This window comes from Lysobacter antibioticus (assembly GCF_000731095.1).
GTDB classification, from domain to species: domain Bacteria; phylum Pseudomonadota; class Gammaproteobacteria; order Xanthomonadales; family Xanthomonadaceae; genus Lysobacter; species Lysobacter antibioticus_B.
On the sequence record NZ_JMTZ01000015.1, the window covers coordinates 31543 to 56518 of the forward strand.

Annotated in this window: 14 protein-coding genes; 12 read left to right on the top strand and 2 right to left on the bottom strand. The window is 67.0% G+C overall.

Annotated elements, in window-relative coordinates:
• Window positions 1-5: 5 nt before the first annotated feature.
• Genes EX88_RS0106600 through EX88_RS0106635 form a run of 8 tightly spaced genes read left to right on the top strand, consistent with a single transcriptional unit; the run spans window position 6 to window position 10029 of the window.
• The gene (locus EX88_RS0106600) at window positions 6-1682 is read left to right on the top strand and encodes a class I adenylate-forming enzyme family protein (RefSeq protein ID WP_031371214.1); all 1677 of its coding nucleotides are present in this window, start codon (window positions 6-8) and stop codon (window positions 1680-1682) included.
• Window positions 1683-1715: 33 nt separating this feature from the next.
• The gene (locus tag EX88_RS0106605; protein WP_031371215.1) at window positions 1716-2528 is read left to right on the top strand and encodes a Phenylacetic acid catabolic protein; all 813 of its coding nucleotides are present in this window, start codon (window positions 1716-1718) and stop codon (window positions 2526-2528) included.
• 4 nt (window positions 2529-2532) lie between these two features.
• Entirely contained in the window at window positions 2533-3903 is a 1371-nt protein-coding gene (locus EX88_RS0106610; RefSeq protein ID WP_031371216.1) for a hypothetical protein, read from the top strand.
• Window positions 3904-3909: 6 nt separating this feature from the next.
• Complete coding sequence (locus EX88_RS0106615; RefSeq protein WP_031371217.1) at window positions 3910-6270, top strand: efflux RND transporter permease subunit; 2361 nt, start codon at window positions 3910-3912, stop codon at window positions 6268-6270.
• Complete coding sequence (locus EX88_RS24385) at window positions 6267-7085, top strand: outer membrane lipoprotein-sorting protein (protein WP_051884635.1); 819 nt, start codon at window positions 6267-6269, stop codon at window positions 7083-7085. Before EX88_RS0106615 ends, EX88_RS24385 begins: the two co-directional genes overlap by 4 nt.
• 8 nt (window positions 7086-7093) lie before the next feature.
• Window positions 7094-8395, top strand: a complete 1302-nt coding sequence (locus EX88_RS0106625) for a DUF1302 family protein (RefSeq protein ID WP_031371219.1) — start codon at window positions 7094-7096, stop codon at window positions 8393-8395.
• Window positions 8392-9300: an aminotransferase class IV gene (locus tag EX88_RS0106630; protein ID WP_031371220.1), complete on the top strand. Its 909-nt coding sequence runs from the start codon at window positions 8392-8394 to the stop codon at window positions 9298-9300. Before EX88_RS0106625 ends, EX88_RS0106630 begins: the two co-directional genes overlap by 4 nt.
• Before the next feature lie 9 nt (window positions 9301-9309).
• Window positions 9310-10029 carry a TenA family transcriptional regulator gene (locus EX88_RS0106635; RefSeq protein WP_051884636.1) on the top strand — a complete coding sequence of 240 codons (720 nt, stop codon included), beginning with the start codon at window positions 9310-9312 and terminating at the stop codon, window positions 10027-10029.
• A 183-nt stretch (window positions 10030-10212) separates the two neighbouring features.
• On the opposite strand, the gene EX88_RS0106640 is transcribed toward EX88_RS0106635, so the two are convergent.
• Complete coding sequence (locus EX88_RS0106640) at window positions 10213-10707, bottom strand: nuclear transport factor 2 family protein (RefSeq protein WP_235186210.1); 495 nt, start codon at window positions 10705-10707, stop codon at window positions 10213-10215.
• Between the two features lie 355 nt (window positions 10708-11062).
• Window positions 11063-12517, bottom strand: coding sequence for an XVIPCD domain-containing protein (locus tag EX88_RS0106645; RefSeq protein WP_152566133.1), 1455 nt, complete (start codon window positions 12515-12517; stop codon window positions 11063-11065).
• A 912-nt stretch (window positions 12518-13429) separates the two neighbouring features.
• Between EX88_RS0106645 and EX88_RS0106650 the strand changes: the two genes are divergently transcribed.
• From EX88_RS0106650 to EX88_RS0106670, 4 genes are all read left to right on the top strand, one after another.
• Window positions 13430-14311, top strand: coding sequence for a hypothetical protein (locus EX88_RS0106650; RefSeq protein WP_152566134.1), 882 nt, complete (start codon window positions 13430-13432; stop codon window positions 14309-14311).
• A gap of 194 nt (window positions 14312-14505) precedes the next feature.
• Entirely contained in the window at window positions 14506-22791 is an 8286-nt protein-coding gene (locus EX88_RS0106660; RefSeq protein ID WP_152566135.1) for an RHS repeat domain-containing protein, read from the top strand.
• A gap of 342 nt (window positions 22792-23133) precedes the next feature.
• The gene (locus tag EX88_RS0106665) at window positions 23134-23946 is read left to right on the top strand and encodes a C2 family cysteine protease (protein ID WP_031371226.1); all 813 of its coding nucleotides are present in this window, start codon (window positions 23134-23136) and stop codon (window positions 23944-23946) included.
• Between the two features lie 216 nt (window positions 23947-24162).
• Entirely contained in the window at window positions 24163-24693 is a 531-nt protein-coding gene (locus EX88_RS0106670) for a hypothetical protein (RefSeq protein WP_031371227.1), read from the top strand.
• Window positions 24694-24976: the final 283 nt, after the last annotated feature.

Sequence of the window (24976 nt, forward strand, 5' to 3'; positions counted from 1 at the left end):
ACCCCATGCTGTCCCGATTGAAGTTCATCTTCGATGGCGGCCTGACCGTCGCCAATGCGCTGGAGAAGTCGATCGCCGTCTACGGCGAAGATTTCGAAGTGCTGCGTTTCTCCGGCTCGCTCGAACGTTTCGGCGTCGGCGGACGGGCCATCACCGCCGGACAGCTGCGCCGGCTGTCGGACCGGCTGTCGCAGACCCTGCTCGACCTGGGCCTGGAACGCTACGACCGGGTCGCGATCTATCTCGACAACGGCGTCGAATACCTGATCTATTCGCTGGCCATCATGCGCGCCGGCGCGATCACCGTGCCGATCAACGGCGGCATGCGCGCCGAAGACCTCAACGCCTACCTCGACTACACCGGCGCGCGCCTGGTCTTCATCGACCGCGAGCGGCTGCCGCGACTGGACGCGGGCGCGCTGGCGCAGGGCCGCCGCGTCGCCATCGTCACCGATGCCGTGCAGGCCGGCGATGCCGGCAGCGTGGCCCTGAGCGAATGCCTGGCGCCGCGCGCCGACGGTTTCGCGCCGGTGCGCATGCATCAGCACGACGACGTGATGATCGTCCACACCTCCGGCACCACCGGCTTCCCCAAGGGCGTGCTGCACGGCTCCTACAGCCTGGTCCGCGCCACCAAGGGCCAGCTGATGATCCAGCCGATCACCCGCAACAACCGCATCCTGCTGGCCTCGCCGACCAACCACCACATCACCCAGGCCAGCATCGTCAGCTGCCTCGCCGCCGGCGTGCCCGGCTACGTGCCGGCGAAGGAAACCCCCGAGCAACTGCTGTCGATCATTGAACGCGAGCGCTGCTCGCTGATCCTGTCCTTCCCCGACGTCTACCAGGGCATGTGCGACGCCGGCCTGTCGCGCTTCGACCTGTCCCACGTCAAGGCCTGGATGGCCGGCGGCGACTCCAGCCACGAAGTGCACATCCGCCAGCTCACCGCGCACGGCGCGATGGCGCGGGTGTTCGGCAAGCGCCTGCTGAGCTCGATGTACCTGGAATTCTTCGGCACCTCCGAGGTCGGTTTCGCCGCTCTGATGAAGGTCAGCTTTTCCTTCACCAAGCGCTTCGACCGCTATGTCGGCAAGCCGACCATGGTCAGCCCCAAGGTCAAGATCGCCGACGAAGACGGCCGCGCGCTGCCGGTCGGCCAACCGGGCCGCCTGATGGTCAAGGGCCCGACCCTGTTCAAGGGCTATTGGAACGCCCACGACCGTTTGCACGGCGTGCATTTCGACGGCTGGTGGTGGACCGGCGATGTCGCGGTCAAGACCCGCGAAGGCGGTTACTACCACCTCGACCGCGAAGTGGATTCGATCCGCGTCGGCGACGGCCGCGTCTATTCGCTGCAGTGGGAGGAACGCATCCTCAAGCACCCGGCGGTGGCCGACGTGGCGGTGGTCGAGCTGAGCCGTGCCGACCGCAGCACCGGCGCCGGCGCGGTCATCGAATGCCGCCCCGGCCAACCGACCGACGCCAGCGCCTTCGAGGCCTGGCTGCGCCAACAGGTGCCCGGCTACGACGGCCTGCGTATCGAAGTGCTGCCGCCCGGCGAGCAACTGCCGCGCGGGCTCACCGGCAAGGTGCTCAAGCGCCACGTCCGCGAACGCTACGCGTCCGTGCCTGCCGCAGCGCCCGTCGTAACGCCCGCCACAGCCCCCGCCTCGATCTGACCTTCCCATCACTTCACCGACAAGGACTTCCGCATGAGCAGCACCGTTACCGCCATCGCCGACGCCCACGCCGCGCCGTTCGACTACGCCCCCGGCTCGATCGACTTTCCCGACCTGCCCAACGTGCCGGAAGAGTATCGCCACGAGCTGATCCGGCTGATGGCGATCCAGGCCTATTCCGAAGAAAAGGCCGCCACCGAAGGCATCGAGTGGATCGCCAACGCGCCCGACTACAAGCGCCGCCGCGTGTTCGCCAAGATCATCGCCGAGGAAGCGCGCCATAGTTATCTGATCTATAACCTGCTCGAGCGCATGGGCGTTCCGGAAAAGCAGGCCATCGCCATCGCCGAAGGCCGCGCCCACCGGCCGATGCACGACGCCTCGTTGGAGGGCCCGCTCAGCGTCGGCGACGAAAGCAACGAGTGGATCGACATCATGTTGAACCACATGTTCCTCGACCGCGCCGGCAAGTTCATGGTCGGCAACTTCTGCGAAGCCAGCTTCAAGCCCTGGGCCGAAGCCAACCAGACCATCCTGCGCGAGGAGCGCGGCCACATCGGCTTCGGCTTCGCCGAACTGCGCACCTACCTGGCCGAAAAGGGCGAGACCAACGAAGCGCGGATCAAGATCTCCAACTGGTACGCCAAGGGCCTGAACTTCTTCGGCCCGCCGTCGACCTCGCGCGGCGCGCGGCTCAGCGCCTACGGCCTCAAGCGCAAGGACAACGAAACCCTGCGCAACGAGTTCCGCGCCGAAGTCGAGGACGTGTTCAACGAACTCGGCCGCCAGGATCTGATCGAGCTGGAGAAGAACGACTTCCCCTACCGCTCCGGCAACGAGGGCTGAGCCCATGGCGCCGACGACCTCTCGCGACTTTCGCCTTGGACGCTTCAATCAGATCTACGCTCAACTCAACCTGATCTGCAACGCCAATTCCTGCGACTGGATCGAGCTGGACTCGGCGCCCGACCTCGCCCTGCTGAAGCGGGCGATCGAGCACACCATCGACCGTCATCCGCGCGCGCGCTCGGTCCAGTACCAGCGCGGCGTGATCCTGGGCTGGCGTCATCTGGCCCAGCGGTTGCCGATCGAAATCGAACAGCGCAGCAGCATCAACGTCGACCCGGCGCGTTTGCGCGCCGAGTTGCTCGGCAATGCCTGGAACGAACGCGTGCCGACCCGCGGCGGCCACCCGTTCCGCTTCATCTACACCCGCACGCCCGAGAAACACATCCTGCAGTTCCTCACCAGCCACACCTTCACCGACGGCAAGGCCGCGCAGTTGTTCTCCGGCGACATCGCCGAGGCCTACGGCCGCCTCTCGGCGGGGCTGCCGCTCGACCCGGAAGTGATCGACCTGCCCGAGCACAACCACGACCGCCTGTTCCTGGCCAAGCTGCGCGGCGCCGAGGCGCTGCGCCTGGCCTGGAAAGGCGTGGCCGGCTTCTTCCACGACCTGGTCATGCCGGCCGGGCGTCTGCTCATCTCCGGCAAGCGCAGCGGCGAGACCGACGTGCTGATGATCGAGTTGCCGGCGCCGATGCTGGAAGCGCTCAAGGCCGCCGGCGCGCGCCGCGGCAGCACCATCCATCCGCTGCTGCTGCTCGCCCTGCTGCGCACCGCGCAGGCCGATGCCGGCCGCCAGGGCAAACGCCTCAAGCACGGCCTGCGCATCGTCGACAACTTCAGCCTGCGCCGCTTCGTCGACGACCCGCGCGTGCACAAGCTGTACGACTGCGTGGCCGTGCCGTATACGCTGGAACTGGACCCCAACGAAGACGACGAAGCGGTGATCCAGCGCGCCAACGCACGCCTGGACGCACTCAAGAACGGCGAGATCCTGTCCGAGCTGTACCGCTTCCGCCTGCTGTTCCAAAGCTCGCTGCTGCTGCCGAAGGCGGCGACGATCCGCTTCGCCGCCAACGTGCTGACCCGGGCCAACCTGATCTGCACCAACGTCGGCCCGATCGACACCCGCCTGGAGCACTTCGGCCCGATCCCGGTGCGCACCTATTACTCGTTCCCGCAGTTGTTCCCGCCGGGCGAGGTGATGGTGCAGGTCAGCGCCTTCCGCGGCCATCTGCGCCTGGTCTACCTCTACGACAAGGGCCAGATGAACGAGGCGCAGATGCGCGAGCGCTTCGTCTATCCGCTGATCGCCGAGCTGAGCCGCATCACCGGTGCGAGCTCCCTTCCCGAACACATCGCCGCCCACGGCTGAGCCCCCATGCGCCCCCTGATCCTCCGCATCCTCGCCTACCCGCGCACCTGCCTGATCCTGTTGCTGGCGTTGCTGGCGTTGTCCGGCCTGGCCCTGACCCAGCTGCGCTTCGACAACACGCCCGACTCGTTCTTCATGCAAGACGACCCGGCGCTGATCAAGTACACCCAGTACAAGGCGGACTTCGGCAGCGACGAATACAGCTTCCTGGTGCTCGATGCGCCCGCGCAGTGGACGCCGGCCTTCATCGCCAACGTGCGCGATCTCGGCGCACGCATCGAGGCGATGGACAACGTCAACAAGGTCACCACCCTCGCCAACGTGCGCCACATCGCCAGCGTCGACGGCGGCGGCCTCGACGTCGGCCCCTTCCTCGGCGAAGACCTCGACGCGGCGGCTCTGGCGGCCAAGCGCAGCGAGGCCCTGGCCCATCCCTACTACCGCAACTTCCTGATCAGCGGCGACGGCCGTCACCTCGGCATCCTGGCCGAGACCGGGGTCCGACCGGGCGAAATCGTCTACAAGATCGAGCTGGCCAAGAAGATCCGCGCCTTGGCCCAGGCGCCGGAGTTCAAGCGCTTGAACATGCGCGTGGTCGGCGCGCCGATCATCGACGCCGACGTGTTCACCATCATCAACCGCGAAAGCGCGATCTTCGGCACGCTATCCTTCATCCTGGTCTCGGTCGGGTTCTGGCTGATCTTCCGCTCCTGGGCGGTCGCCTTGCTGCCGCTGGTGGTCGCGTCCTTGTCGATCGTGGTGGCGATGGCAGTCAGCGCCCTGATCGGCGCGCCGATCGGCATGCTCACCGCGATCATTCCCTCGTTCCTGATCTCGGTCGGAGTCGGTTCCAGCATCTTCCTGCTCGCCGAGGTCTATCGCCAGTACGCCGCCGGCGGCGACCTGCGCGCGGCGATCGTCGAAGGCTTCAGCCACTCGGCAGGCGCCAGCGCCTTGTCGGTGCTGACCACTGCCGGCGCGCTGCTGTCGTTCTCGTGGTCGGAGATCCGGCCGGTGCAGGGCATCGGCATCTCGATGGCGGCGGGGTTGGTCGCGTCCTTGCTGATCGGCTGGCTGCTGATCCCGCTGGCGCTGAGCCGTTTTCGTTTATTGCCGGATGCGCAGCGCGCGGCGCGTTTGCTCGACGGCCGCGTGCGCGGCATGCACTGGCTCGCCGACTTCGTCACCCGGCGCTGGCGCCTGCTGTTGCTGGTGCTGGCCGGGCTGATCGCGGTCGCCGGCTTCGGCGTCGCCCGCGTCACCACCGACTACTACTACGTCGGCCTGTTCAAGCCCCACACCGACATCTACCGCTCCTACACTTACGTCGACCAGACCCTGCGCGGCGCCGCCTCGATGGAGCTGATCGTCGACAGCGCCGGCGTCGGCGGCGAGTCGATCAAGGACCCGGCGGTGCTCAAGCGCATGCGCGAGCTGCAGGACCGGCTGGAAGCGCGCTACGGCGCCCTCGGCCTGAAGACTTACAGCATCGCCGACGTGGTGATGGAGATCAGCCAGGCCCTGCACGAAGGCGACAAGGCCGCCTACCGCATCCCGGACTCGCGCGCCGAGGTGGCCGAGTCGCTGATCCTGTTCGAGTCCTCCGGCACCGACGAGCTGACCCGTCTGGTCACCGGCGACTACGCCAAGGCGCGCATCAACCTGCGCATGAAGTACCGGCCCGATTCGCAGTACCAGCCGCTGTTCCGCGACATCCAGGCCGAAGCCGAACGGATCCTGCGCGAGACGCCGCAGATCAGATCGATCGAAACCACCGGCGTGGTGCCGCTGTGGTCGCGCCTGACCAACTACCTGGCCAGCAACGAGATCCGCAGCATCGGCCTGTCGTTCTTCGTGGTGCTGACGGTGATGGTGCTGGTGTTCCGCTCGGCCACGCTCGGCCTGACCATGGCCTTGTGCAACCTGGTGCCGGTGGCCATCGCCCTGGCGGTGATGGGCTTCGGCGGCGTGTTCCTGGACCCGTTCACCCTGCTGGTGTCGGCGATCGCAATCGGCATCCTCGACGACGACACCCTGCATTTCGTCAAGACCGTCGTCGACCACTACCGGCGCAAGCACGACATGGCCGCGGCCTTGCGCGACACCTTCGCCAGCACCGGCCTGGCGATGCTGCTGCTGTCGAGCGTGCTGGTGCTCGGCTTCGTCATCTACATGCTGTCGGAAGTGCAAAGCCTGGCCAAGTTCGGCGGCGTCACCGCGCTGGCGATCGGCGTCGGCGCGCTGTGCGAGTTCCTGTTCACGCCCGCGGTGCTGATGGGCCTGGAGCGCGTCGGCCTGTTGCGCCATCTGTTACCGCGCGAAGCCGACGGCGCCTCGTCGACCCACACGATCCAGGAGACCCCATGATCCGTCCCCTCACCCTGCGCCTTGCCGGCGCGGCGCTCGCGGGCGTCGCTGCTGCAGTTATTTCCTTGGCCGCGCCGGCCCAGGACGGCGCCAAACCGAGCGCGCAACAGATCTTCGAACGCAGCAGCGCGACCGAGAAAGTCGCCGACTGGCAGGCCGACAGCCAGCTCGGCATCCGCCAGGGCGAACGCGTGCGCAACCGCGGCGGCGTGGTCTACAACAAGCTGCAAACCGACGCGGTCGACAGCCATCGCCTGTTCCGCTTCGCCACGCCGGCCGACGTCGCCGGCACCGCGGTGCTGGTGCACGAGAACGCCGCCAGCCAGGACGACCTGTGGATCTATTTCCCCAGCATGGGCAAGACCCGGCGCATCCTGGCCTCGAACAAGAAAGACAGCTTCATGGGCTCGGACTTCGCCTACGCCGACCTGATGGCCCAGGATAGCGCCGATTTCACCCATGCCCTGCTCGCCGACGAGCCCTGCGCCAACGCGACCTGCTACGTGGTGCAGTCGGTGCCGCGCGATGCCAAGACCGCGGCCTCGCTCGGCTATTCCAAGCTCGTCGCGACCGTGCGCAAAAACGATTTCGCCGCGGTATCGGTACGTTACTTCGACAAGTCCGGGCAGGAGTTCAAGCGCCAGACCATCTCCGGCCACGTCGCCGTGGCCAACCAGCCCGGCAAGCTCATCGCCACCCGCCGCGAGATGGTCGCGGCCAAGGGCGGCCGCAGCTCGGTGCTGACCCTGAAGAACGTCAACAGCAACCGCGCCCTGCGCGAAGACCTCTTCATCGAATCGCGCCTGGGCCAGTGATGCGCCGTATGACCCTCGCCGCCGCCGTCGCCGCTGCGTACTGCGCTTCGCTGCCGGCGATGGCGCAGGCCGGCGTGGACGTCGTCGCGCCGGCCGAGGCCGCAGAGTCCGCGCCAGAGCAAGCCGCCACCGAAGACGTTCCCGAGAATGCTGTCGACGGCGTGCGCTGGACCGGCACCGCCTCCGGCGCCGCGCTGGCCGCCAGCGGCAGCCGCGACCTCGACGATGTCGGCTCGCGCCTCGGCCTGGCGGCGCGGCTGCGCAGCGAACTGCGCGGCGAGGCCTGGCGCGGCTTGATCGAAGCCGTGGGCGGCACCCGTCAGCTCGCTTATGACGACGCGCCGGTGCTGCGCCAGGGCTTCGTCGAATACACCCACGGCCCGCTGCAACTACGCGCAGGGCGGCAAATTGTGGTCTGGGGCCGCGCCGACCGCCTCAACCCGACCGACAATATTTCCCCACGCAATATGCGCGCGCTGGTCAGCGACATCGACGAAGACCGCATGGGCATCGATCTGCTCTCGGCACGTCTGCAGTTGCACGAACGCTGGTCGCTGGCGGCGCTGCACATACCGAAGTTGCGCGCCAGCATCCTGCCGGCCTCACTGTGGAAGCCGGTCCCTTCGTTGCATGGCGACCGCATCCGCGCGCCGGGGTCGACCGATGCGCTGCGCCTGGACTACGCCGGCAACGGCCTCGATGCCTCGCTCAGCGTCGTGCGCGGTTACTCCATCCTGCCCGCCTTCGCCTATGCCGCCGGCCCGCAGTTAGCGCAGGCGGAAGTGCGCGTGCTCGGCGCCGACTTCAGCGCTTCGCTCGGCGAGCATTGGGGGCTGCGCGGCGAACTGGCCGACACCCGCTTCGAGGGGCCACCGCCGCCGGGCCTCGGCGATCATTTCTATGCCGTGCTCGGCCTCGAGCGCCATTTCGACGGCGGCTGGCTCGGCCTGGCCCAGTACGTACACCGGCGCGCCGAGCGAACCCGTTCGCCCGGCGCGCAGCCGGACTTCGTACTGCGCGCCAATCGCGCAGTCTGGTTCCAGAACCACGCCGACAGCGATGCGCTCTACCTCGGCCTGACCCGCGCGCAGCTGGAAGGCGACCTCAGCGGCGACATCGGCTTGCTGCAGACCACCCACGGTCGCGGCCGCGCCTGGTTCGCCAATCTCGAATACCGACTCGACGATCGCTGGAGCCTGCTCGCGCGCTGGCAACACTTCACCGGCCCGGCCGACTCCGATCTCGGCGCGCTGCGCAAGGACCGCCTGATGCTGCTGGAACTGCGCCGCACCTGGGGTTGGCAACGATGATCTGGCTCGACGGCCATCTGGTGGATGCCGAGCACGCCAAGGTCTCGGTGTTCGACCGCGGCTTTCTCTATGGCGACGGCTTGTTCGAAACCTTGCCGGTCTACGACGGCATGCCCTTCTTGCTCGACGAACATCTGCGGCGGCTCCAGGACGGCGCGCGCGCCTTGCGCTACCTCGACCCACCGTCCGAACAGCACTGGCGCGCGGCCGCGGCCGCGGTGATCGGCGCCTGCAAGGAGCCGTCCTCGACCCTGCGCCTGTGGATGAGCCGCGGCCGCAGCGCCGGCTTGTCCTGCAGCGGCGCGCATCGGCCGACCTGGGTCGCCGCCTGCCTGCCGGCGCGTTACTACGAGCCGCATATCCACGAGCAGGGCACGACCCTGTTCGCGAGCGAGCGCATTCACCTCCTGCCGGATCAGTCACCGACCGCCTGCAAGCACGCGAACTACCTCGGCTCGATCCTGGCCTTCGATGAGGCGCAGACCCACGCCGCCGACGAAGCGCTGCTGTGCAACGCGCGCGGCCAGGTCTGCGAAGGCGCCTACAGCAACCTGTTCTTCGTGCTCGACGGCGAACTGATCACCCCGCCCTTGAGCGAGGGCCCGCTCGCCGGCATCGCCCGCGCCTGCGTGCTGTCACTGGCCGCCGCGCTGGGCCTGCGCCATGCCGAACGTCCGCTGGCCTACGCGCGGCTCGGCGACACTGAAGAAGCCTTCATGACCAATTCCCTGATCGGCCTGGCGCCGATCCGCCGCGTCGTCGACGCGCGCGGCACCGTGGCCGAATGGGCCCCCGGGCCGATCACGCGCCGCCTCGGCGCGGCCTATGCCGACCTCGTCCGCAAACGCACCGGTGCGGCCTGGCCGCCCGTCCACCGCCCTTCCCACACAACGCAACGATCCTAAAGGAACGCCATGCACGTCATCGAAGACATCCATGCCCGCCCGGACGCGCCGCCCGCGCTGTGGGACGACCTGTTCCCGCCGGGCCTGCTGCTCGAACTGGAGCGCCATCCCTTTCTGCGCCGTTGCCGCGAAGGCGAGCGCGCACTGGAAATGCTGCGTGCGTTCCTGGTCCAGCACAGCTATTACTCGGAACACTTCACCCGCTATCTGTGCGCGCTGATGTCGCGCATGCCGAGCAACGAGGACGTGCGCGCGCTGGCGATGAACCTGGTCGAGGAAACCGGTCTCGACCGGCCCCATGCGGTCACCCACGCCGAGTTGTACCGCCGCTGCCTGGGCGAGATCGGCGTGCAGCCGCGCAGTGCGCCGATCCTGGCCGAAACCACGGCGCTGATCGAAAGCATGTTCCACTATTGCCGCTCGCCCGACCCGCTCGACGGCCTGGCGGCCCTGTGCCTGGGCGCCGAAGCGATCGTGCCGACCTTGTACGGCGGCATCCTCGACGGCCTGCGCGCGGCCGGCTACAGCAACGAGCAACTGCACTTCTTCGTCCTGCACGTCAGCGAGGACGAAGACCACGCCCTGGTCATGCGCGACATCATCAACCGCCTGCTGCAGGACCACCCGCACCGCCGCGCCAAGGTCGTCGCCGTGGGCGAAGACATGATCCGCCTGCGCATGAGCCTGCTCGATGCCGTGCTGGCAAGGCATCCGGCGATCCATGGCTGAGGGGCGAACGGAGAGAAGCCCGTAGGCCTCTCCTGCTCGCTGCCGGCTCGACGACGAACCCGTCCGCGTCGGCTCCCAACAACGCGGTGGCCGCCGCCTACAAAATAGGGGAGCCGCGAACCCGATCGCCGCGGGCACAACACGCTGTCGTTCCGCCCCGATACACGCCGGAGCGGAAGCGACTTACTTGCTGGACCGATGGCCGTAGCTGAGGACGCGGGTGATCTTCCAGTCGCCGCCCTGCTTGCTCCAGACGATGGTGAAATCGGCCAGGCCGTCGCAGTTGCCGCTGGAAAACTGGCAGAACCGGTGCGAGCCCATTTCGATGGCGCCGAAATCCTTGATCGGAAAGACCGTCACCGAACCGGGAATGAGTTCGCGCCGGAATTTGCCGCAGACGTACTTCTCGGTATTTGCCAGCATCTCCTGCCGGGACCAAGTCACGCCTCCGGTGTCGTGATAGAACTCGACGTCCTGCGAAAAATAGTCGGCGTGCTTCTGCAGCTTATCGGGCGCACTGCAGTGATTGAAGGCGTCGAATACGGCCCAGTCCAAAGCCATGATCGTGCCGAGCAAGCGACTGTCCGCAGGCTGCACGTCGCTCGACGCCGCAGGCGCCGACAGCGTCATCGTCGCGGCGACCATGAAGGCGCCGATCAGTTTTCCGATAGTTCTCACGCAAGTCCTTGCAGTAGGTTGACGGCCTGGGCATTCGAGCGGGCTGGGCCGTAGCCGCTCCGTCCAGGAAGATCGCTGGCATTCGCCTCGATGACCCGGCCTCCCCGGCCGGACCCGCACGCGGTCGCGGGCGTTTGCCGGACCCGTCATCGTCGATGCGGTGGAGCATAGGAGCTATCGCCGGGTCCGGATCGGCCGATGCGACGAAACCGAGCCCTTGGCGACGAAAGCGGGGTGGGAAGGGACGAACCCAGGATCACAGGACATCGCCGGGCGGCCTGCCAGGGCACGCCGGGGCATCGCGGCCTCGATGCGACCGCACCGAGGCTTGCCGGGCCGCCTTACCCTCGCACTATCACATCGTCATCGCGTTCTGAGTCCGCTGCTGGGTCTGCTGCTGGCCCTGCTGCTCGCGCTCGTAGGCCAACTGGTTCAAGCCCACGGTGCTCTGCTCCAGGCTCTGCTGTTTCGCGCCTTCGACCGGCACCCAGACGTAGTTGGCGTTTCGGGGATCGCCTTCGATCGCGAACAGCTTGGACCTGTCCTGGTTGTCGGTCGCTACCGCGTCGATGCAGGCAAGATTGAAATTCTTCGCCGCCAAGGTCAGCGTGCCGGCGGCGTTCTTGCGTTCGGATTCGCTCATGCCCTGGCCCACGTTCGAGTTCTCCAGGCAGCCCAAAGCTTGCTGGTACAGATCGTTGTCGCGATGGCCCGGTTGGTCCACCCGCGTCTCCGGCACCCGATAGTTCCGACCCAGCGACTGCAACTCGCTGATCGTCTCGGCCGACAGCTCCTCGTCTTCGTCGTCGCTGGCGATCAGACCGTCGAACTCTCCCGGCTGCTCGGGCTCTTCGTCGTCGCGGTAGCCGCCATCCTCGCCCATCTCGTATTCGTGCGAGCTGTTGACGCTGCGGCCGACCAGACGCAGGTTGCTGGTCTCGTTGTAGCCGTCCAGCGCGTCGGCCTTGCTGAGCCCGTCGGGCCCGCCGTGCTCTTCCATCTTCCTGGCAAGCAGCTCGAACGGAATCTCGTGGTCGATATCCAGCGCGTCGCGGGTGCACAACTGTCCGGAGGCGGCGCAGTAGAACAGCGGCACCGGGACCATCTTGCCGCTGGTCGGGCTCTTCAAGGTCACCGTGTCGACATGCGACTCCTCCAGTTTCGACTCGTACCACTTGCCCAACACCGCAGCGTCGAAACTCAGGCCCTTGCGGCCGTCGTCGGCCGACCACGGCTGCTCCATGGTCGTGCGCTTGCGCTTGGCGCCGTCGTTGTCGGGATCGAAACCGGGGCGGTCGGCGTCGGCATCGAAACCGAAGCGCTTCTCGACCCAGCCCTGCCACTGCGGCGAATCGGCGCCGTGTTCTTCGAGGATCCGGAACGCGGCCTCGCGCGCACGGTTGACCGGCGCCGGCAGCAGGCGCAGGTTGCTGGTGTCGTTGTAGGCCATGTGCGCGTCGGCGTGGCTGGCCACTTTCAAGGTATCGAAGTGGTCCTTCCATTGATCGACATGGTCGATATCCAAGGCATCCGCGCTGTGCCAGGTGTCGGTCTCGGCATGGTGGTACAGCAGCAACGAACCGGCGTCGGGCACGGTCACGCCCTGCGGCGACATGTTTTTCTGCGCCCAGTCGTTGTGCATGTACTCCGAGGTCGAGTCGTAGAAACCGAGGCCGGAGCGCGTATCGCTGTCCTTCCAGGTCCGGTTCTGCAAGGTGTCCCCGTGTTTGGTCGGCGACTCGTTTTCCCAATGCACGAGCGTGACCTTTTCGCCGCTGCTCAAGGTCTTTTCTTCTAATCGAAAGCCCATCTCGCCTCTCCTGGTCGGGGGGCGCCCCAGCGCCCGCGCCGCGAACCGGGCGCAGGCCCCGGCCACAGCTGAACGACCTCAATTACGCAAAACCGAGCGCAGGCCGGCCAACGTCCGCCATCGACGCGGTGAGCGCTTGCTGGCCGCAGGTCTCGGCACTCGCGGTCCGGCGTTTCTGAATGGGCAGCGGCCGCCGCGTGCGGCTACGCCTGCAAAGGCGTATTCAACAACGAGCGCGCAATCCATTGCCCCCTTTGAAGAAGGGGAAAGCGCCCGACGCAAGCACGAGGTCGACCGCTTCGTCAGCGCGAGGGATTTGCTTGCGCGACAACGTAGACCATCGGCATCCATCAGTGCCTCAATCACGGCCGTCATTTCGCGGCGTCGACCTTCACCCGGTCGAATGGCCATCGTTTCGAGCACACGCCGGCACCGCGGAAACGAGCGCACGAGACAACGATAGCGAATCGCTTTCCCGGCTCACCGCCATCGGATTTTTCGTCGCTGTCGTCGAGCGTATCGACCAGAATCGATGCGAGCGTTTGCGATTACTCGACCGCTCGTCGCCTGCCGCAAACGCGGATTACGTCGCTTCGCGGCCCACCGATTCGCCCGATATTTGACCGAACGCAAGTTCGTTCCGGTGAATCGCCTGCAGTTTCGAATCCCGCTGGCGCGACCATGGCCGCCTCGCCGTTGCGGCGGCGTTTCACCTTGACAATCGCCGGCCCGCGGAGGATCCGACAGCCAACCGCCGTTGCAACCGTCGTCCGGCGCCGATCCCCGATGCATGGAGATTGCGCCTGTCTCCTACCGCCCGAGCAGCGTCCGATCCCGGTGCGGTAATCGCTTGTTTTCCACACAGCGTGAACGCGGCCCTCGCCGAGGGCCGCCCCTGCCAAGGAGAGTCCCATGGCTTTAGAGATCGCTTCCGGAACCGTGCGCCCCGGCAAGACCTTCGCCCACCAGTTCGCCAACAACATCGCCGCCTACGTGGTGGGCATCCGCTCGTTCAACCTCAGCTACGGCACCAGCAGCGATCACTGGATCCGCACCGCCAGCATCAGCCTGTCGCCGAGCGCCAGCGGGCAACAGCTGTCGGTCAACGTCGACGCGACCTTGGTCGACTCCAGCGGCAACAGCATGGACGTCGACGATTCCTATATCGAACTGGTGGCGCTGGCCTGGACCGGCGCGGCCGATTCGCAACTGTTGTTCACCAACGTCGACGGCGTGTCCAACGGCAGCAGCAGCCAGTCCTATCCGATCCCGGGCACGACCACACTGATCGACACCGCGGCGCTGGCCGGCTTCGATCTGTCGTACGGCAACTCGAATCACCAGATCCTGCACATCGCCGCGCGCGCCGGCGTATCGACATCCTCCAACGGCGTAGCGGTGACCTCCGCCGCCTCGATGTACGACGGCCACGGCAACAACGTATCCACCGCGACCGTCGACGGCGGCCTGATCGTCAATTGCGATTCCTCGCTGAACATCCAAGCGGTCACCCTGCCGAACCTGCAGAACGATTCCAGCGATACGCGGATTTCATTCAACAATAACTACAACAGCTTCCTGTTGCTGCTCACCGGCTTCCAGGTGCAGTTCAATGGCAGCACCGATCACAACGTCCGCTCGTTCGGCGCCGGCTTGATCCTGGGCAACTCCGGCCAGGGCTATGCCGAGGTCAACGGTTCGGCCTGGATGCAGGACAACAGCGGCAATCACCAGAGCGACGGCAACAGCTACGCCAGCGGCATCATCATCGGTTACACCAGCACCATCTCGTAAGATCCGCGGCGCGCCACGCGCGCGCCGAGCGGCCGTTCGCGACGACAGCTCGTACGGCCCGCCGCAAGCGCCCTACTCACTGCAGGGCGTCTGCGGACAGCACACCGGCCGTCGCCTCGCCCGCCACGCACTAACCGAAACCGTCTCGCGCCACGCCGCGAACGCTGGCCGCGCGCACCTTCAGGGAGAACACCATGGCCAGTCCGTCCGGCACCAGCGCACCGAGCATCCGCACCTTCCAGATGGACGCCAGCAGCGTCGGCGTGCTCAAGAACAGCGTCAACCTGTTTCGCGGCGACGTGAACTACACCCAGGACCTGTTCTCGCTGCCGGGGCGCAGCAACAACGACGGCCTGCAGATCCAACTGACGATGCAGTACCAGAGCAACGTCAATCAACAGGCGATGACCTGGAACCGCGACCAGCCCACCGGCGTGCTCGGCATGGGTTGGACGCTGCCGTTGGCGCAGATCCGCATGGACGACGGCAACTGCCCCACCCCGGGCCAGCGCAATTACACCTTGTCGGTGAGCGGCAACGCCAGCGCGATCGTGTTCGACCCGACCGCACCGCCGTTGTTCTCCATGGACCCGACCCTGGCCTCACAGCTCCAGGGCGGCCAGGCCGTGCCGGCGGCGATCCGCAACGAGTTCGTCTCGCGCGGATTGCCCTTGTCCGCCACGGCCGTGGTCGTCGTCGACGGCAACGATGCGTGGACCTTGCAGGACGATGCGCTGGAGCAGGAGTTCGCGCTCAGCCTGGGCGATGCCCTGGTCGCCGCCGACGGCGGCGAGGCCTACCAACTGGCCAGCTACCGATTCTGGAAGGTGCTGTATTACCCTCGCTACGAGCGCTGGTGCGTCACCAACGATTCGGGCCAGCGCATGTCGTTCGGCGGCGGCGTCGCCGCGACCGACGCCGGCTACGCGACCAGCGCCGGCAACAGCATCGAATGGGGCGTGCAGTGGACCGACGCCAACGGTCGCGCGCTGTGGCAGGGCAACAGCAGCCTCGCCCAAGGCCAGCGCCAGTTCGCCCGCGCCTGGCACCTGCAGCGCGTCTACAGCATCTTCGGCGAGTCGGTGACCTACGCGTACAACTGTTTCGAGCGCAACGCCGCGGGCTTGCTCGACCAGGTCGAACAACTGGTGGCCGAGGGCGGCAAGCCCTACACCAAGGCCTGCTACCTCGGCCTGATCAACGACGTGTTCGGCCGCAGCGTGGTGTTCAACTACGGGCAAAAACTGTGGAGCGATGCCACGCCTTCCAGCCCCCGCGAGTACGACGACCCGCACAAGGCCGTCCCCAATACCGACCCTAACGGTTTCCAGGACTGCTACGAGACCTTGTATCTGGCATCCATCGACGTGTTGCAGCCGAGCGGCGCGCCGTTGTTCGCGGTCGAGTTCGAGTACCAGCCCTTGCCCGGCTCGCCGGTGGCCAATGTCGCAGGCACCTCCGGAGATACCTGCAAGCGCCTGCTCACTTCCATGACGCTCAGCAACGCCGACGGCGACTCCTTGCCGGGCTATCGCTACGGCTACGTGCTCGACGGCGGGTCGGACGGCAATCTCGGCGCGCTCAACCGCATCGTCTGGCCCAGCGGCGGCAGCGCGAGCTACGAGTACACCCAGCAAGCGCTGGCGATCTGCGACCGCACCCTGCCCGCCGGCCCGCCGCCGCAGATGCCGAACGGTTCCAACGCGCGGGTGTGGTTCGGCCCCGACTACGCCGTGGTGCTGTGGTGCAACGACGGCCAAGGCAGTCTGTCGATGCAGGTCTACACCTGGAACGGCCAATGGACGGTGTGGCCGCCGGAGGGCAACTCGCCGCTGCTGCTCGACGGCAGCCAGGGGCAGACCACCTCGAACCGATTGTCGGTGCAGGCGAGCCAGGACTTCATCGCCGTTTCGTATCTGACCAGCACCACCACCGATCTGCATTTGTTCCGCCAGGACATGGCGAGCCCCGGCCGATGGATCGCCGCTTCGGGCGGCCAGGGCTCGGGCGGCCTCAACTCGCCGACCTGGAGCTGGAACAACAGCAACGGCAGCGTGCAGATCCTGGCCGGCGATTCCTTCGCCTTCGCGGTGCAGTCCAACTCCGCCAAACAGACCTGCGATACGGTGAGGTTCAGCTGGTACTGGCCGGGGCAGAACTGGAACTACCAGCAGCAGTCCGGCTTGAGCTACCGCTGGTTCGCCAGCGGCCACGACCACGTCGCCAGCGTGGACATCGGCGCCAACGTCAATCTGGATTGGCTCGACGCCAGCGGCCAGTGGCACTCGGCAACGCCGCTGGCACTCGGCTTCTCCATCTCCAGCATCGATTCGATCGCGCTGGCCGGCGACGCCTCCCTGCTGGCGATCTCGCATCTGTTGGTCGCCGGCACCAACCGCAACAACTACGACCTGTGGCTGGTGCAGTGGAACGATCAATACCAGTTCGCCCAGCCGGCGACGAAGTTCTCGTGCACGGATAATTTTTCCGCCCAGCACCCGACCTCGTGGGCACCGACCACCGTCGCCAATTCGATGGTCTGCGTGGCCGCGAACGTGGCCCGCTTCGACGGCGCCAGCTGGTCGATCAACAGCGCGATGGTGCCGGTGGGCACCACCAACGCCGAACAGCGCTACGGCTACGGCCCCGACTACGTCGTGCAGGTGTTGGTGCAGAGCAATGGCATGCCCTCGGCGCAGGTGCTCGGCTACGACCCCACCGCCGACGCCTTCGGCGCACCCGCCAGCGTCGGCGGACTCAGCATTCCGAACAGCCATGCCGCGACCGCCAACTGGGTCGGCGCCGGCAGTCCGGACTATCTGGCGATCGGCACCCAGCTGTTCTTCCGCGGCGTCGCCACCGATTGGGGCGACGCCGTCGCCACCAGCATCGCCGACCTGCAAACCCTGATCGACACCGCGGCGCCGGGGCAGGGCCCGTATGTGCTCAATTCGGCCTCGCTGCTCAACCAGGGACCGACCTTCATCGCCTGCTCGCTCTACGACCAGGGCGTTCCGGGCGGCACCGCAAGCGCCACCTCGGCCTTCGTGTTGCGCAACGGCGCAGTCTTCGGCGGTGCCCAGGTGCTCGGCGAACAGGCGATGTGGACCGCGCAACAGCAGGGCGAGGGCGCCGGCACCTGGCCCGGCGGGCCGATGGCGTTCTTCACTTATCCGGGCAGCGCCGGCAGCCTCGACGCCGCCACCAGCGTCAACCTCAATCGCTATGCCGGCAACGGCATTCTCGGCCCGATCCAGGATTGGCCGGTCGGCAGCATCGCCCTCGACGACGGCCTGTCGGAGTCTTCGACCACGGCCTACGTGTTCGATGCGAGCAGCGCCGCCTGCGACGCCACCGGCAGCATCGTCAAGTACTACCAATCCACGGTCTATCCCGATGGCGACGCGGCCGACAGCGCCAACGGCTGCGTCGTCAGCCGTTACTTGAACGGCAACCAGATCGTCACCGGCGACGACTGGTACGGCATGCTCGACGGCCTGCTCTACAGCGTGACCGCGCTCGACGCGAGCGGCAGCGAGGTCGGCTCGATCACCAATCAATGGACCGCCTATGTGCAACGCGCCGGCGACCCGACCGATCCGGGCGTGCCGGTGCGAACGCTGTACGGCGCCTACGTGGTGCAGACCGCGCAGCAGAAACTGGCCGACGGCGTGGCCTCCAGCCGGACCACCTCCTATGTCCCCGCGGGCCTGTCCGCGCCCTATTCCGGCCAACCGGTCAGCGTCCAGTCCAGCGTCGTCGACGGCTCCGGCAACAGCGAGGTCGACACCATCGACTACCGTTATGCCTGCGACGCCTATGCGGTCAGCTGCACGCTCAACGATCTGACCTCCAAGATCGAACAACGCACCACCCAGGCAGGCGTCACCACCTCGGTCTCGGCGATGGCGTTGTCGACCTGGCCGACGCTGTGGGATGGCGTGAGCACGCTCGCCGAAGCCGCCGATTTCGGCTGGACCGCCGGCAGCGATGCATTTCCGTTCGCCGATTGGACGCCGGGACAGATACCGGCGGGTTGGCAGTCGCTGAGCCTGATCCAGACGCGCGCGGCCGACGGCACGGTGTTGCAGAACGCCGACGGTGCAGGCGTCACCAGTGCCACCACCTATTCCGCCGATGGCGGCGGCCTGCCGATCGCCGTGTTCCGTGGCGCCGTCGCCGGCGAGTGCGCCTGGTGCGGCTTCCAGACGTACGAAAGCACCGATGGCTGGCAGTTGAGCGGCACGCAGGCCGATCCGCAACAAGCCTGGCTCGGCGAACAAAGCCTGTCGCTGGCGGTCGCCGGCAGCGTCTCCACCACGGTGACGCCGAGCGCTGGCCGAACCGCTTACCGGTTCGCGCTGCGCTATCTGACCGCACCCGGTTACGACGGCGGCAGCGGCGCGATCACCGTCACCGCGGGCGCGACTTCGTCTTCCTTCGATTTGCCCGACACCCAGGGCGAATGGAGCTACCTCAGCGACATCGTCGCTTTGCCCCAGGGCTGCGACAGCGTCGGCTTGGCGATCGCCAATCCAGGCAACGGCGCGGTACTGCTCGACGGCGTGCTGCTGATTCCGGTGGGCTGCGATATCACCGTGCAATCCTGGCAGGCCTCAACGCGGCTGTTGCTCGCGAGCATGAACCTCGCCGGCGCCTGCGATTTCATCCGTTACGACCGCTTCGCCCAGACCCTCGGCGCGGTCGGTGCCGACGGCCAATGGCAGGAATTGGACCTGCGTTTCCTGTCGCGCCTGGGCAATGCCGAGGACGTTTTCGACGACGCCAGCCCCAATTGCGAACTCACCTTGCAGTTCGCCCAGGGCGGCAACACCGAAACCTTCCGCAACGGCAACGATTGGCAGACCCGTTGGGCGCCCAGCGATGCCGCCGACTGGCAATGCAGCAACGGCACCCTGCTGAAACAAAACACCACGCCCGCGACCCTGACCTGGCAGGGCGGAAACCAGCCCGACTCGGTGGCCTTCTTCATCGAACTCAAGCCCCTGGCCGCGCCCGCCGGCACCCTGGCGCTGCAATTCGGCGGCGGCGAACGCATCGCCTGGAGCGCCGCCGCGGGCTGGACCTGGACGCTGGCCGACGGCAGCGCGGGGCCCGCGCCGCTGGCATCGGCGCCGGGCCTGGGCCGGCAATGGTTGCTGCTGCTCGGCGGCGGCCAATCCCTGTTCTTCGTCGACGGCCAAGTGGTGTTCAGCGCGGCCGCCGCCACCACACCCGCGCAAGGGTTCGCGTTCGACACCGGCCCCAACGCGCTGCGCATCAGCCAACTCGGATTCGGCGCCGATCCACGCACGCTGCTGACGTACAACGACGGCGCCGCGCGGCTGCGCCAGACCCAGCAGCGCAACGGCGGCGACAGCCTCGTCGCCGCCTCCGTGTACGACGGGCTGGACCGTCTGCTCGCCGGCACCAAGGCGGCACCGGGCAGCTTCGGCAGCGGCGCGCAGGCGCCGATGCTGACCTACCGGCCCGCCTTCCTGGATGTCGCGGCCTTCCTTGCGGCAACCTCGGACAGCTGGCTCATGCAAGGCGACGTGGCCGATTATTACGCCGGGCAAAGCGACAACGGCGGCACGCGCTCGAACGATCAAGGCTATCCGTACTACGGCTCGCGCTACGAAACGGCGGCGAGCTCGCGCGCGGTGGAGGGCGGCCAGCCGGGATTGCAACTGGCCATCCACGACCTCCTCAGCATTCCGGAATCGCAGCGCCAGACCATACGCACCGCCTACGGCGCCAGCACCGCGGCCGATCCGGTTCCGCCGGGAAGTTTCTACGCGACCACCAGCCTCTCGCCCGGCGGATACAGCGCGCGGCAATTGGTCGACACCAGCCAGCGCGCGACCGCGATGGTGCAATCGGGGCAGTCGGGCCAGCAGGCCGGACAGAGCCTCGCCTTGCCCGGCTATGCCGATGCCGGCGCCGCGGCGACGACGATCTCGCTGCAACTGCCGAACGCATTCACCACGGCGCCGCAATCGGACCCGAGCGCTTATGTGCGCACCACCGTGGTCGATCCGCTCGGACAAGTGGCGAGCTATCAGGACTCCGACACCGGCCAGACCCAGGTGCTCTACAACGGCAAGGGCCAACTGCGGTTCGTCCAGCCTGCGCTCGATTCCGGTCAACAGTATTTGCTGTATCGCCGCTACGACGCGCTCGGCCGCGTGCTCGAAGAAGGCGTGCTCGAAGCGGCCTGGGATCCGGCCGCGTTGAGCCCCTACCTCGATGACCCCGCCTGGCCCGCCGCGGCCGACGGTGCCGTGCCCGGACGCGTCTATCGTTATGACGGCGATGGCAGCGACCCCAATGCACTCGGGCAGTTGGTGGAAACGACCACCTATAACCCGGATCCCGGCGATGGCCTGGGCGCCTGCACCGTGGTCGAGTCCTGGAGCTACGACGGGCTCGGTCGCGCGATCACCGCGCGCCTGCAGATCGACGGCGCCGCGAGCCAGGATGCGACGGTGGGCTTCGCCTACAACAACCTCAACGAAGTGGTGCGCATCGACCTGCCCGACGGCGCGCCGCTGCCGGCCATCGTCTACGTCTACGACGATCTCGGCCGCATCGTCTCGATCGGCACCCCCGACGCGCCCGATGCCATCGCCCGCTACACCTGGACCGCCAACGGCCAGTTGCAGACGGCGGTCCGCGGCGCGCTGTCGGAACTGTGGAACTACGATTCGCCCGGCTGCGTGACCTTGCACCAGGCCAGCGTCGGCGGCGCGGTCGCATTCGCGCAATCCTTCAGCTACACCCCCGACCGCCTGGTGCAACAGCGCACCACCCAGTTGGCCACCGCGATCGCTACGGGCACGCGCCAGACCAACTACGTCTACGACGGCCAGCAACGCCTGGCGACGGCCACGGTGGTGTCGGGCGACACCGGCAACCTGAGCATCGACAGCATCGACGCGAACGGCAACATCTGGGCCTCCACCGCCGATGGGGTAACGCTGTCGACACCGTGCACCCCCGGCAACAACCGGCTGGCCGCGGCGACTTTCGGCAGCGGCCCCGCCGCGGCCTTCCAGTACCACGCCGACGGCGCGCCCTCGCAATGGCGCGGCCTGGACATCGGCTACGACCCCTGCTTGTTCTCGACCGCAACCGTCGCCTCGCCGGGTTTCGACACCATCCGCTACGCACGCGGCATGAACAACCATTGCGCGCTGCGGCAACAAGGCGCCACGCGCCAGATCTGCTTCTACGGCGCCGGCTCGGCCCCGCTGATGGTCTGGAACGGCGACGCGCTGCAGGTCTGCGTCTGGGGTCCGGGCGGACTGGTCGCGGTGCACGACGGCGCCCTGCGCTATCCGGTCAACGATTATCAGCAAAGCGTCTGGGCGGTATTCGACGCCGCCGGCAACGCACAGCACGCATTCGACTACGCGCCGTTCGGCGCGGTGTTGTCCAGTGCGAGCTCCGCTGCGAGTGAGTGGAACCTGTTGTTCGCCGGCAAGCGATACGACTCCGACAGCGGTCTCTACGACTTCGGCGCACGCCTGTACGACCCGTCGCTGATGCGTTTCCTCGCCCCGGATGCGGCGCGCCAGTTCGCCAGCCCCTACCTTTTCGCCAGCGACAACCCGCTCAACTACGTCGACCCGACCGGCAACATCTCGCTGTGGGCCCAGGTCGGCATCGGCGTGGCCATGGTCGCCGTCGCCGTGGGCGGACTGGCGCTCAGCGTGGTGACCGACGGCGCCGCCGCGCCGGAGGCGATCGATGCCGAGATCGACCTGGCCGGCGCCGGCGGCGCCACCGATGTCGCCGCGGGCGCCGGCGCCGATGCCGTCGATGCCTCGGTCCCGCTCAAGACCGCCACCGCGGTGGCCCGCAACGCGCTCAGCGTGGTCGTCAATTCCGCGTCCAGCGCCATCTCCGGCGCCGGCATGCAGGGGCTGGAGTACGACGCCATGCACGGCCGCGACTTCACCGCCAAAGGCTTTTTCTCGGCGATGGGCGTCGGCGCGCTCAGCGGCGCGGTCACCGGCGGGTTCAACGGCCTGGCGTCGATGCCGGCGGCGATGGGCGATGCCGCCGCCTGGGGCACGGCCAAGACGATCGCCTTCCGCACCCTGACCCGCGCCGCGACCGGGTTCGTCGGCTCGGCGGTTTCGGAGGTCATCACCGATGCCGTCACCGGCAAGAAGATCACCGCCAGCGACGTGCTGCTGAGCGCGGCCGAGGGCATGGTCGAAGGCGCCGCGGTGAGCATGTACAACGGCTTCACCAGCCTCAGCCCCGCCAACAGCGCGATCACCAGCGAGTCCAGCCGTCTGGTCAAGGCCAGCAACTCCTGGAACAACCTGCTGCAGAGCGCGCAGAAACTCGCCACGACGCAAGAAGCCGTGGTCGGCTACATCGCCGGCGGCTGGCTGTTGGCATCGGGCTACGCCGTGTGGGGAGTCGCCACCGCCACCAAGGGCCGCGGCCAATCGGGCGGCGGCTGATCTCGGCCGCGCCGAACAGGGACCGGCGATACTCCCTGTTCGGCGGCAGTCTCCATCGCGGGCATCGGCGCCGCGGGCGTTCGCCGATGCGGCGCTCCCTATCCATCGCATCGATGTTTTTCGCAGTCGCGCGGCCTCTGGCCCGCGTCGCCGAATCGCAAGCACCGCGGGCGATTCGCGGCAGAAACGAGCGCTGCACGGCGCACCGACTCATCGTCGATCCGGCGCGCGTCGGCAACGCATCCTGGGGCAATCCCTACTGGGGTAGGCCCTAGTTTTGCGAGCCTTCATCATTACGTAATCTGCGCCGGAATCCTCGACAGCTTCCCCCGGAGCAGACTCATGGAACTGAGCAACGCCAATTTCTACGCCTACCAGCCGGTCAACCTGCCGGCCGAAATCGATCACGAGAAGGCCGCCAAGGCCAACGCCACCGAAACGCCGTTCGTGCAAGGCGAGGGCGACAGCAACGCCATCGATCCCAACGACGTCAATCAGGATGGCTACGGCAGCTGCGCGGTGTTGTCGACGATCAAGTCGATCGCGGCGCAGAACCCGGACGTGCTCAAGAACATGATCCGCGACAACGGCGACGGCACCTATACCGTCACCTTCAAGGAATACGACAACGGCTTCTTCGGCATCGGCTCCGGTTGGGATAAGAAGGAAGTGACCGTCGCCGGCCCGTTCGACGGCAAGGCCGCCGACATCGGCGACATGGGCAAGGACGGTCAGGGCGAAGTGTGGCCGGCGATCATCGAGAAGGCCTACGCGCAGTATGCCGATGGCGGCTACAAGACCTACGACGACGGCGAGAGCCCGGCCGACGTGCAGGAAGCCATCCTGGGCCGCGACTCGAGCACCGAAAGCCCGTCCGAGTACGACTCCAGCGAGCTCAGCGACAAGCTGAAGAACGGCGATGCCGTGGTCGCCTGGACCGCCGGCTCGGACGGCTGGAACGACGAACAGAAGAAGCTGGCCGCCGACTACGGCGCGGTCGGCGGTCACGCTTACCGGGTCGAGGACGTCTACACCGACGCCGACGGCAACACCCGCATCAAGCTCGACAATCCCTGGGGACACAGCGACGTCGACATGCCGTACAGCGATTACCAGAAGCTGTACCACGAAGTGAATTCGACGCCGACCAAGTAAGCACCCCTGCTGAATCCATGCGCAAGCCGCACACCCGTGCGGCTTGCGCGTTCCTGGGCCAAGTGCTTACATGCCGTTGCCGTTCCCATCCAGGCGATCACGCAGATGAACAACAGACTTTTCCTGGCCGTCACGGCCGCGATACTGGGTCTTGCGCTGTTATCCCGCGTCGACGCGCACGAGTATCCACACGCCGCCAAGAAGGCAGGAGCCAGCATGAGCGACAGCATCCAGATCATCCAGGGCCGCACCGCCTCGCACAGCACTACGCGACTCGGCCTGGTCAACGTCTTCGACCGCCATGACGTGCGCCTGGACGTATGGAGCGAGGACAAGCGCTGGCTCGGCAAACTCAAGCTCAATCGTTCGGACGTATTCCCGGTGGCCGGCGGTTTCCTGCGCGTGCAGGACGTGGGCAACGACGGCCAGCGCGACAACGTGTCGCTGGTCGAATTCAGCGCGCCGGGCATCGATGCACCCGCGAACAAGTCGCTGGTCCTGGTCGAAGGCGGCGAACTGGTCATCGGCGAGCAGGCCCTGCGCATCGTCGCCCTCGATCGCGACAGCGTCAGCGTCGAGACCTGGCCGAAGCTGCATCCGCGCGACGTGGTCGATGCCGTCAAGGTCCACCGCCACGACATCGCCCGCGATGGCGAGCTGAAGCTCGACACCGGTTCGCTGCGCGTCGTGCGCCTGCAACCGCGCGCCGGCGAGATGCTGGGCTTCGTCGAACTCGTCCAGCCCTGATTCGAAGCCGTAGGCGACCGCGCGCTTGCGGTCGCCAGTGAGCTGCCTGCAAAGGCCCGAGCCTTCGGCTCGGGCCTTTTCTTTGGCTGTCGCTGTCGCTGTTGCTGTTGCTGTTGCTGTGCGTAGCTTAAGACTCGCGAAGGCAAACGAAGACCCGGAGGGCGGCCCGCAAGGATGCGGGCCGTTTTTCATCGGGACATGGATGTCCCGTATGTAGAGCCCTGCGTATGCATCGCTCGTGCGGGCCCTTGATTCAAAGAAAAGCATTTTTCTTTGGTTACCT

Bases quoted from the DNA above. Each gene is read 5' to 3' on its own strand.
- EX88_RS0106600 (WP_031371214.1), top strand. From the start codon at position 6: ATGCTGTCCCGATTGAAGTTCATCTTCGATGGCGGCCTGACCGTCGCC.
- EX88_RS0106605 (WP_031371215.1), top strand. From the start codon at position 1,716: ATGAGCAGCACCGTTACCGCCATCGCCGACGCCCACGCCGCGCCGTTC.
- EX88_RS0106610 (WP_031371216.1), top strand. From the start codon at position 2,533: ATGGCGCCGACGACCTCTCGCGACTTTCGCCTTGGACGCTTCAATCAG.
- EX88_RS0106615 (WP_031371217.1), top strand. From the start codon at position 3,910: ATGCGCCCCCTGATCCTCCGCATCCTCGCCTACCCGCGCACCTGCCTG.
- EX88_RS24385 (WP_051884635.1), top strand. From the start codon at position 6,267: ATGATCCGTCCCCTCACCCTGCGCCTTGCCGGCGCGGCGCTCGCGGGC.
- EX88_RS0106625 (WP_031371219.1), top strand. From the start codon at position 7,094: ATGACCCTCGCCGCCGCCGTCGCCGCTGCGTACTGCGCTTCGCTGCCG.
- EX88_RS0106630 (WP_031371220.1), top strand. From the start codon at position 8,392: ATGATCTGGCTCGACGGCCATCTGGTGGATGCCGAGCACGCCAAGGTC.
- EX88_RS0106635 (WP_051884636.1), top strand. From the start codon at position 9,310: ATGCACGTCATCGAAGACATCCATGCCCGCCCGGACGCGCCGCCCGCG.
- EX88_RS0106645 (WP_152566133.1), bottom strand. From the start codon at position 12,517: ATGGGCTTTCGATTAGAAGAAAAGACCTTGAGCAGCGGCGAAAAGGTC.
- EX88_RS0106650 (WP_152566134.1), top strand. From the start codon at position 13,430: ATGGCTTTAGAGATCGCTTCCGGAACCGTGCGCCCCGGCAAGACCTTC.
- EX88_RS0106660 (WP_152566135.1), top strand. From the start codon at position 14,506: ATGGCCAGTCCGTCCGGCACCAGCGCACCGAGCATCCGCACCTTCCAG.
- EX88_RS0106665 (WP_031371226.1), top strand. From the start codon at position 23,134: ATGGAACTGAGCAACGCCAATTTCTACGCCTACCAGCCGGTCAACCTG.
- EX88_RS0106670 (WP_031371227.1), top strand. From the start codon at position 24,163: ATGAGCGACAGCATCCAGATCATCCAGGGCCGCACCGCCTCGCACAGC.